Source organism: Streptomyces sp. NPDC001508 (assembly GCF_040298665.1).
Classification (GTDB): Bacteria; Actinomycetota; Actinomycetes; order Streptomycetales; family Streptomycetaceae; genus Streptomyces.
This window is the reverse complement of the sequence record NZ_JBEPAP010000089.1, coordinates 21,436-31,221: the sequence shown is the minus strand read 5'-3', so window position 1 is coordinate 31,221 and position 9,786 is coordinate 21,436. Positions and strand designations below refer to the sequence as shown.

Annotated in this window: 10 protein-coding genes; 8 read left to right on the top strand and 2 right to left on the bottom strand. The window is 71.4% G+C overall.

What is annotated here, in order from left to right; translation table 11 throughout:
* Nucleotides 1-381 precede the first annotated feature (381 nt).
* The gene (locus tag ABT245_RS42340) at nt 382-855 is read right to left on the bottom strand and encodes a pyridoxamine 5'-phosphate oxidase family protein (protein ID WP_351745413.1); all 474 of its coding nucleotides are present in this window, start codon (nt 853-855) and stop codon (nt 382-384) included.
* A gap of 488 nt (nt 856-1,343) precedes the next feature.
* Here ABT245_RS42340 and ABT245_RS42335 point away from each other — a divergent pair, with 488 nt between their 5' ends.
* A complete protein-coding gene (locus ABT245_RS42335; protein ID WP_351745410.1) occupies nt 1,344-1,667 on the top strand; it encodes a hypothetical protein in 324 nt (107 codons plus the stop codon).
* A 96-nt stretch (nt 1,668-1,763) separates the two neighbouring features.
* The gene (locus ABT245_RS42330) at nt 1,764-2,972 is read left to right on the top strand and encodes a PP2C family protein-serine/threonine phosphatase (protein ID WP_351745407.1); all 1,209 of its coding nucleotides are present in this window, start codon (nt 1,764-1,766) and stop codon (nt 2,970-2,972) included.
* Between the two features lie 132 nt (nt 2,973-3,104).
* Here ABT245_RS42330 and ABT245_RS42325 read toward each other — a convergent pair whose 3' ends face one another.
* On the bottom strand, nt 3,105-4,214 hold the full coding sequence (locus ABT245_RS42325; protein ID WP_351745404.1) for a LacI family DNA-binding transcriptional regulator: 1,110 nt from the start codon (nt 4,212-4,214) through the stop codon (nt 3,105-3,107).
* A gap of 303 nt (nt 4,215-4,517) precedes the next feature.
* On the opposite strand from ABT245_RS42325, the gene ABT245_RS42320 reads away from it, so the two are divergent.
* The 6 genes from ABT245_RS42320 to ABT245_RS42295 all read left to right on the top strand — a co-directional run bounded on the left by ABT245_RS42320 (nt 4,518) and on the right by ABT245_RS42295 (nt 9,769).
* A complete protein-coding gene (locus tag ABT245_RS42320; protein ID WP_351745402.1) occupies nt 4,518-5,666 on the top strand; it encodes a Gfo/Idh/MocA family protein in 1,149 nt (382 codons plus the stop codon).
* Entirely contained in the window at nt 5,663-6,586 is a 924-nt protein-coding gene (locus ABT245_RS42315) for a DUF6807 domain-containing protein (RefSeq protein WP_351745399.1), read from the top strand. Before ABT245_RS42320 ends, ABT245_RS42315 begins: the two co-directional genes overlap by 4 nt.
* Nucleotides 6,583-7,308, top strand: a complete 726-nt coding sequence (locus ABT245_RS42310) for a cupin (protein WP_502982307.1) — start codon at nt 6,583-6,585, stop codon at nt 7,306-7,308. Before ABT245_RS42315 ends, ABT245_RS42310 begins: the two co-directional genes overlap by 4 nt.
* A 125-nt stretch (nt 7,309-7,433) precedes the next feature.
* Nucleotides 7,434-8,318, top strand: a complete 885-nt coding sequence (locus ABT245_RS42305; protein WP_351745394.1) for an ABC transporter permease subunit — start codon at nt 7,434-7,436, stop codon at nt 8,316-8,318.
* Entirely contained in the window at nt 8,315-9,151 is an 837-nt protein-coding gene (locus ABT245_RS42300; RefSeq protein WP_351745392.1) for a carbohydrate ABC transporter permease, read from the top strand. The genes ABT245_RS42305 and ABT245_RS42300 overlap by 4 nt, the downstream gene beginning before the upstream one ends.
* Nucleotides 9,152-9,157: 6 nt before the next feature.
* Complete coding sequence (locus ABT245_RS42295) at nt 9,158-9,769, top strand: hypothetical protein (protein ID WP_351745390.1); 612 nt, start codon at nt 9,158-9,160, stop codon at nt 9,767-9,769.
* Nucleotides 9,770-9,786 lie beyond the last annotated feature (17 nt).

The following is a 9,786-nucleotide window of genomic DNA, read 5'->3' as shown; positions in this document are numbered from 1 at the left end:
CTGCTACGACCCTGTGATCCACCAGACCAACAGCAAGATCAACAATCCCGGGGACACACCGCTGGCGGCATAGAGGTTGACTCAGGGAACTCATGTGGTGTCCTTCGGATGAGGGGACGACGGCGGCGCCGAAGGTCTTCCCCTTGCTCGGCCGGTCACACCCGGACGAGGTCGGCACCTCACCGGCGCCGCGCGCACCGGAGCGCGAGGAGACTGCGGAGCGCGAGCAGACTCCCGCCGGGCGATTCCTACCACCATCCTGATCCGCCGACAGCCGCGACGCACCCCGCATCCGCCGACTCCTGCGACGCACCCCGCATCCACCGACTGCTGCGACGCACCCCGCGGTGATCGCGTGCCCGTGCGGCGCGGGGCGTCCGCTCACGGCGGGGGCTGCGCCGACCAGGCGCCTTCACGCATGATCACCCTGCCGGGCAGCTCCGATGCGCCACGCCAGGCACGCACCGTCCTCGGTACGACCCGCACATACACAAAGGCGTCGTCCTCCGTGCGCGGGTCCCACCCGAACTTCTCCGCGAACCCGTCCGCCGCCCGCGCCGGCACGTCCCGGTCCGAAAAGCACCGGGCCTCTCCGAGGAGCAGCACCACATCGAAGGAGTCCGGCAGTGCCAGGCGTACCCGAGGTTCCGCGCGGACGTTGCGCACCGTGGCGGAGGCCGCGCCGGTGCACACCCATACCGCCTGCCCGTCCCACGAGAACCACAACGGGACCTGGTGCGGCCCGTGCTCGGGATGGGCGCTGGCCAACCAGACGTCCCGCTCCGTGGCGAGCCGCGTCAGCGTCTCCCGTGTGCGTTCGGCCGGCGAGCGGGGCACGGTTCGCGTGTTCTCCATGACGCCGACCCTAGCCAGCAAGATCGAAACACACATGGGGCCGTGGCCCTACGTCCCACGACCGACCCCCCTGCGGCCTCTGCCACATCGGCCGCCCGCGGGCGGCGGCCCGGTTGCGCGGGGCGCGTCCGAGGCGAGTGCGGGACCGCCCGGACGTAGCGGAACGACACCGCCACGGACAGTGCGGGCCGGCCTCTCGGTGAAGGGACCGGATCCCGTGGATCGACGGCTCCTTGCGGGGCCGCACCGCCGCTGCCGGCGTCCTGGACGCCCTCGCCCTCGCCGCTTTGCCCGGCTCCGGTTGCGACAGCGCCGATGAGTGGCTGGACTGGCTCAGTGACGCCGACACCATCGCCCGACCCATGATCTCGCTCGGGCGATCGCGGCCGGTGCACCCCATGACGTCTGCACGCCGTATTCCGGCCGCGCCACCCGCCCGCCACCCGGACGACCCGGCACCGGCCGGGGACCAGCACGAAGGAAACACCATGACCAGCAGCATCGCCCGCCGGGCCTCGATCGCACTCGCCTCCGCGGCCCTCGCCGGGCCGGCACTCCTCGCCACCGGGGGCTCCGCCTCGGCGGCGACGGCTGCGCCCGGCGACGGAGCCACGGTCGTCTCCCACACCGAGCGCTCCGGGCACACCGACCGCACCCCCGGCCCCCAGCACTGGGCGGAGATCTGCAAGCAGGTGAACCGGGTCGGCGGAGTAAAGATCATCCCCCGCGCCGACCAACAGGGGCACGCGGGTGACGCCGCCCGCATCCGCTGGATCTCGGACCAGATCAGGTGGCTGTGCACCCATGCATGACCCGTCGCTCCCGCATCGGTGATCCGGCCCGATCGGTCCGGGAAAACCAGTGACGCCCCAGTGGATCGTGGCCAGATGATCGTGCACATTGGAGATATGGCCGTCGGGCGGTACCTCGTCCGTGTGTGGCAGCGGTGGCATACCAGCCATGCGCTGGTCGCGCTCCCGCTCATCCTGATCGTGGCCATCACCATGGCCGACATCCAGTCCCCGACCCCTGTCCATCTCGGTCCGCTGCTCGTCGCGGCCCCCGCCATCACCACGTCCTTCGCCGGTCCCCGGCTGACCGGACTGATCGGGGCGCTGGCCCTGGGAGCCCAGGCATTCCTGGGCACACGCAGTGGCGGAGTGGCCACCTCCGACAACATCGCCCAGTTGGCCGGGCTCGCCGCCCTGTCGGTCTTCTCCGTGCTGGTCTGCTGGGTGCGTGAGCGGCACAAGGAGCAGCTGGCCCGGGTGCGATCGGTCTCCGAGGCCGCGCAACAGGCCCTGCTGCGCCCGCTGCCCGACCGCCTCGGCCCCTTGCACATCGCTAGTTCCTACCTGGCCGCGGAGAAAGAGGCCCACATCGGCGGCGATCTGTACGCGGTGGCACGCACCGCCGAACGAACCCGCGTGCTCATCGGTGACGTCAGGGGCAAAGGACTCTCCGCGGTCGGGGAGGCGGCCATGCTGCTGGGCGCGTTCCAGGAGGCCGCCCACCAGCACGCCACCCTGCAGATCCTGGCCGACGCCCTCGACCGCAGCGTCCACCGCTACCTCACCCAGTTCCCCGAGACCGACGAGGAGGCCCAGGAGCACTTCATCACGGCACTGCTGCTGGAGATCCCCGACCACAGCCCCGTGGCCCGTATGACGGTGTGCGGACACCCGCCGCCCCTGCTCCTCCGGCACGGCCGGGTGACGCCCATCGCCAGCCCGTACCCGGCACCGCCCCTCGGCACCTGGGAGCTGGGGCCGGACACCCGTACCACGCACGCGTTCTCCTTCCTCGCCGGTGACACCCTCCTCCTGTACACCGACGGCGTCGTCGAGGCCCGCGACCCGGGCCGCGTCTTCTACCCCCTGGAGGAGCGGGTCGCCCTCTGCGCGAAGTGCAGCCCGACCACACTCGTCCACCACGTCCGGCAGGACCTCCTCGCCCACACCGACGGCGCCCTCTACGACGACGCGGCCATCCTCGCCATCCAGCGCACCCCCACCTCACTGAGCGGGCTCCACCTCAGCGATCTCCACCTGAGCGATCTTCTGCACGGCGCCAGCCGTCACGGACGGGCCCACACACGCCATGAACAGGCCGTCTGAGCAGGTCGCCCCGCTGGACATGCCGCGATGCGCCGACCATCGTCCGCGGCACCATCGTGGCTGGTCGCGCAGTTCCCCGCGCCCCTTCAACTTCAGGGCGCTGTCGAACCGCACCGGTCTTCGCCGGTCGCCTCAAAGGCCCGGGGAGGTTTGAGGGCCGGCGGGACGGGCCGTCCCCGCCGCGCCGCGTGGGTGAGCGTGCCCGGACAACGGCCGTCGTCCACCGACCGTGGACTCCCGCGCGTCCAGCCGGTGCGGGGCCAGATGCACCTCGAACGGCAGGGCTTCCTTCGCGCGGATACGGGTCGCCAGACACTGCACGGCCAGCGAGGCGATCGCGGCCTTGTCGGGGACGACGGAGGTCAGGGACGGGGTGCTGTAGAGCGCTTCCTCCGAGCCGTCGACGCCCACCACGGCGACATCCTCGGGAACCCTCAGGCCCGCCTCGAACAAGGCGCGTTGCGCGCCGAGGGCCAACATGTCGCTGAAGCAGAAGACCGCGTCGGGCCGTACGCCGGCGGGCAGCGCGCTGAGGGTGCGCATCGCCCGCAGCCCATTGTGCCGGTTGAACTCCCGCACCCGTGGCGCGAGCCGCGGATCATAGGTCAACCCGGCCTCGTGCAGGGCGAGTTGGAAGCCCTCCAGACGCTGGCGGCTGGTCTCCGAGGTCTTGTGGTCCACGCCGATCGCGGCGATCCGGGTGCGGCCCAGACCGATCAGGTGCGCGGTGGCGTCGCGCGCCGCCGCGACATTGTCGATCAGCACATGGTCGGCGCCGACCTGCTCGCGCCCGTAGCTGCGCTCGCCGAGCAGAACGAGCGGGAACTCATTGGCGACAGCGGCCAGTTCATCGGGTGCGACATGCAAAGGTGACAGGATCACGCCGTCCAGCAGAGACGCGCCGATGCCGGTCGCGAGGCGCAGTTCCTCCGTCGCGTCCCCCAGGGTCTCCTCGATGAGGACGGTGAGGCCCAGCGCCGCGGCCTGTGCCCGCACATGATGGGCCAGCTCCGCGAAGTAGGGCATGGTCAGTTCCGGGACGGCCAGGGCGATCAGACCGCTGTGCCCCGTGCGGAGACGGCGCGCCGACGGGTTCGGCCGGTAGCCGAGTTCGTGCACGGCCTGCATCACCCGCTGACGTGTGGTCTCGGACACCCGTGGCGCATGACGTACAACGTTGGAGACAGTCTTGATGGACACTCCTGCCCGCTCCGCGACGTCCTTGAGTGTCACCGCTGTCACCGACCGACCCCCTCACCGTGGTTTCCCCGGATTATGCACGAGCGCACCACGAGCGTCAGCCCTCAGGACCCCGCGGAAATCCCTTTCTGACAGGGGGTTGACCCTGGCGAGGCCCCACCGTTACAACGTTGGAACCGCACGCCGACGGTCGCGTCGGCGGCAGTTCGGACGGCCGCCCCACCTGGGCAGCCGAGCCCGCCCGCCCCGACGAGACGGCGCCGCTCGCGGGCTCGCGCCGATGCCGCCGTCCCGAACCCACGCTCTGCGCAGTGACCCGTCCGTCCGCCGCACGAGAGGATCCGTATGTCTCCGCATCGTTCCCACACCCCGCTGCGCACAGCCGTGGTCGGCACCGGGGGCATCGCCCGCTCCAGCCATCTGCCCGCGCTCCGGACACTGGCCGCCGAGGGCGAGGTGGACGTCGTCGCCGCGGTCGACGTCGACGGGCGGGCGGCGCGTGCGTTCGCCGCCGAGGCCCAGATCCCCCACGTCTCGACGGACCTCGACGCGACGCTGGCCGAGGTGCGCCCGGATCTGGTGGTGCTGTGCACGCCTCCGGCCGTGCACCGGGAGCAGTCCGTGGCCGCGCTCCGGGCCGGAGCCTGGGTGTGGTGCGAGAAGCCGCCGTGCCCGTCGCTGGCGGACTTCGACGCCATCGCGGCGGCGGAGCGGGCCGGCGGCACGGGAGCGTACGCGTCCATCGTCTTCCAGCACCGCTTCGGCTCCGGTGCCCGCCATGTCCGCCGGCTGCTGCGGGCCGGTGAGTTCGGCCGTCCGCTGGTGGCCCACTGCCAGACCACCTGGTACCGGGACGCCGCCTACTACGCGGTTGCGTGGCGCGGCCGGTGGGCCACCGAAGGGGGCGGCCCGGCGATGGGGCACGGCATCCACCAGACGGACCTGCTGCTGGATCTGATGGGGCCCTGGAGCGAGGTGCGGGGCATGGCGGCGCGGCTCGTGCACGCCGTGGAGACCGAGGACGTCTCCACGGCGCTGGTGCGCTTTACGAACGGCGCCGTCGGCACCGTCGTCAACAGCGTGCTCAGCCCGGACGAGGTCAGCCGGATCCGCATCGACTGCGAACGCGCCACGATCGAACTGACCCACCTGTACGGATACCGCAACGCCGACTGGCGCATCACCCCCGCGCCCGGTGTGCCCGAGGAGACCGCCGCCGCCTGGCGTGACTTCGGCGCCGACGAGCCCAGTTCGCATGTGGCCCAACTACGCGCCCTGGTCGCCGACATCAGGGCCGGCCGGCGCCATCCCAGCAGCGGCGCCGGGGGCCGGCGCACGCTCGAGTTCATCACCGCCCTGTACAAGTCCGCGTTCACCGATGTTCCCGTCCGCGCCGGGGACATCGGCCCCGGCGACCCCTACTACACCGCACTGCACGGCGGCGCTCAGGGGTGGGCGCCCGCCGCCGCCCGCAAGGAGGCAGCCCCCGCATGACCCTCCAACTCACGCACGCCCACGGCGACCGCATCACCGTGACCCACCAGGCCACCGGGACCGAGCTGTTCGCCTACGTGTACCGTCCCGAGGACGCGTGGGAGGCGCCCAAGCCCTACCTGCACCCGATCAGGACCCTGTCCGGCGCGCTCGTCACCGACTACCGGCCCAACGACCACCGATGGCACAAGGGACTACAGCTGACCGCCTCTCATCTGTCGGGTCACAACCTGTGGGGCGGCAACACCTATGTGCACGGGCAGGGATACCTCGCGCTGCCCGAGAAGGTGGGCTCCATGGCCCATGTCGCCTTCGCCGAGGTCGCGGCGGAAGGCGACAACGTGGTCATCGCCGAGCGTCTGACCTGGCATCCGTACGACGGTGAGCTGTGGGCCGAGGAAGAACGCCGGATCGAGGTGTGCGAAGTAGACCCGGACGCCGGCAGCTGGTCGTTCACCTGGACCTCGGCCGTGACCAACCGCCGTGACCAGCCGCTGCGTTTCGGCAGCCCCACCACCCACGGCCGTCCGGCCGCCGGATACACCGGGCTGTTCTGGCGCGGCCCGCGCGCCTTCCGCGACGGCCAGGTCTTCACGGCAGAGACGGCCGGCGGCGACCTGATGGGAAGTCAGGCGCCCTGGCTGGCGTACGTCGGTGAGCACGACGGGCGCGACGGCCATGCCACCCTCGTCTTCGAGCACGCGCCGGCGAACGACCACGCGGGCGACAAGGGGACGCATCCGGCCCACTGGTTCGTGCGCACCGACCCGTTCGCCGCGGTCGCGCCCTCCTGGGCGTTCCACGAGGAACTGGTCCTCGCCCCCGCGGACACCCTGACCCGCGGCTACCGGGTGACCGTCGCCGACGGCGCCTGGGACCGCGAGCGGGTCGCCGCGCAGCTGCGGGGGCGGCCGTGGTGAGCGCGACGTACGACGGATTCCCCGCGGCGGTCGGCGTGTCCCGGCTGAGCGTGTACGACTGGCCCACCCTTGACGGCCGGCCCGGCGGAGGCACCCCGCATATGCACCTGACGTGCAGCGAGGGATACGTGGTGACGGCCGGCCGGGGAACGGTGCAGACCCTCACCGCCTCCGGCTACCGGGAGACGCCCCTGGAGCCGGGCACGGTGGCCTGGTGCACGCCCGGCACGATCCACCGGCTGATCAACGACGGCGGCCTGCAGATCACCGTCGTGATGCAGAACAGCGGCCTGCCCGAGGCGGGCGACGCCGTGCTCACCCTGCCCGAGGACCTCCTCAGCGACACCGACACCTACGCGCACGCGGTCCGTATCCCCGCCGACGCGCCCGCAACCGAGCAGGCCGAGGTCGCACGCGCCCGCCGCGACCTGGCGACGCGCCGCTTCCGGGAGCTGCGGAAGGCCACCGAGAACGGCGATCCGGAGCCACTGGCGGCCTTCCACCGGGCAGCCGCGCAACTGGTGCGGCCCCGACTGGACGCCTGGGAACAGCGCTGGCGCTCCGGCGCCCACGCCGCCGCAACGGCGAGCGAAACCCAACTCCGGGCGCTGCGCGACCAGGACGGGCGGCATCTCGCCGCGGCCCGGGTCGCCGCGACCGGTCCCACCGCACGCGGACGCTTCGGCATGTGCGGCCGCCTGGACGTCTACCCCGGCATCTGACCCCGCCGCCGCTACGACAGCGGTGGCTCGGCCGCGAACCCGGCCCGCCGCGCCTTCGGCACCGGCCGCCGGTGTGCCGGCCCGTTCCTCGAACCCCTCTCCTGCACCCGCCCTGGAGGGCCACCATGTCCGAGCCCCGAAGCGGCCGGCACCGGCTCCCGCGCCGCCGGGCCGTGCTGACCGCGGCGGCCGTCGGCCTCAGCACCGCCCTGACGGCCGCGCTCACCGCGTGCTCCACCGCAAGCGTCGGCACCACATCCGAAGGAATCACCCTCACGTTCTCCTGGTGGGGCAACAACGACCGCGCCGCCCGCACCGAGCGGGCCGTACGGCTCTTCGAGAAGGAACACCCGGGTGTCACCGTCCGTACGTCGAACGGCGAGTTCGGCTCCTACCTGCAGAAGCTGGCCACACAGGCCGCGGGGCGCTCCGCGTTCTACGCGCCGTCCCTGCTCGGGGCCGGCATGTCCGTCGCGCTGGTGTGGCGGGCGCTGTTCAACGACGGCGGTTCCGTCCCCGACGTCCTGGGCACGTTCGGCATCCACACCGGCAGCTGGGTCGGCAACCCCAGCCTCGCGGTGTACGCCGTCGCCCTGCTGACGGTGTGGCAGTTCGGGGCGCCCATGGTGATCTTCCTGGCGGGACTGCAGCAGGTCCCGCCCGATCTCTACGAGGCGGCCGCCCTCGACGGCGCCGGCCGCCGGCGGCAGTTCGTCTCCATCACCGTGCCGATGCTGTCCCCGGTCGTCTTCTTCAATCTGGTACTGGAGATCATCAACTCCTTCCAGGTGTTCACCCCGGCCTTCGCCATCAGCGGCGGCGACGGCGGACCCGCCGACTCGACCATGTTCTACACGCTGTACCTGTACGAGCGCGGATTCACCGCCTCGCACATGGGCTACGCGGCGGCCATGGCCTGGCTGCTGCTGATCGCCATCGGCGTCATCACCCTGATCCTGTTCCGGACCTCCCGGTCCTGGGTCTTCTACGCGGACGAGGAGACGCGATGAACATCGCCACGAAGCGATGGCTGCCGCACACCGTCGCGGCGGTGTGCCTGCTCGTTCTGCTGTACCCGCTGGCCTGGCTGCTCGCGACCTCGCTGAAGCCGGCCAGCGAGGTGGTGACCAGCCTCGATCTATGGCCCAGCCACCTGGAGTGGTCCAACTACACGACCGCCCTGGACGGCGTGTCGGGTATCTCCGTCACCCGCCTCCTGTCCAACACCCTGCTGATCGCGGCGGGCGCCGTCGTCGGCAACGTCCTGTCCTGTTCCCTGGCCGCCTACGCCTTCGCCCGGCTGCGCTTCCGCCTGCGCAAAGCGATGTTCGCCTTCATGGTCGCGACGCTGATGCTGCCGCACCACGTCGTGCTGATCCCGCAGTACATCATCTTCAACCGGCTCGGCATGGTGGACACCTACTGGCCGCTGATCCTGCCCAAGTTCCTCGCCACCGAGGCGTTCTTCGTCTTCCTCATCGTCCAGTTCATGCGCGGACTGCCACGCGAACTGGAGGAGTCCGCCCGCCTCGACGGCTGCGGCGCCTTCCGCACCTACTGGTCGATCACACTGCCGCTGAGCCGGCCCGCGCTGATCACGACGGCCGTCTTCACCTTCATCTGGACGTGGAACGACTTCTTCACCCAGATGATCTACCTGTTCGCGCCGGAGAAGTTCACCATCACCCTCGCCCTGCGCAGCTTCGTCGACCAGTCCAGCACCTCCGCCTACGGCCCCATGTTCGCGATGTCGGTGATCTCCGTGCTGCCGATCGTGCTGTTCTTCTTCGTCTTCCAGCGCTATCTGGTGCAGGGCATGGCCACCACCGGACTGAAGGGCTGAACCACCATGAGCCGCGCACCCGCACCGCCCCGTGACCGCCGGGAGACGGGAGAGATCTTCAGTCCGGGCTTCGCCCTGTTCGCCGACATGCTGCTGGTGGGCCTGCTCACCAGCCTCGCCTGTCTCCCGGTCGTCACGGTCCCGGCCGCCTTCTGCGCGGCTTCGGCAACCCTCAGGGAGAGCGTCGGCACCGGCACACAGATCCGGATCGGCGCGTACGCCGGCCATCTGCGAGCACATCTGTCCGCGGGCTCGCTGGCCGCCGGTCTTGCCGTACCGCTGCTCGCCGTGGTCCTGCTCGTCGATTCCGCGCTGGTGCGCGGCGCACTGCCCGGAGCCCCCGCCATGGCGCCCGCGCTGGCGCTGCTCACCCTGGGCTGTGCGACCGTGGGACTGCGCGCCACCGCGCTCCCGGCCCCGCACCGGCCGTCCGCACGCGAGGCACTGCTCCGCTCGGCCGCCGATCCGCGCGGCACGCTCCTGCTGGGCAGCGCCGTACTCCTGGCCGCGCTTCTCACCTGGTCCATGCCCCTGCTGACACCGCTGCTGCCCGGCCCTGTGGCGTTCGCCGCCACCGTGGTGGACCTCCGCGTCATGACGCCCCGGCGGCAGAACTGAAACGCCTTGTCAGTGCG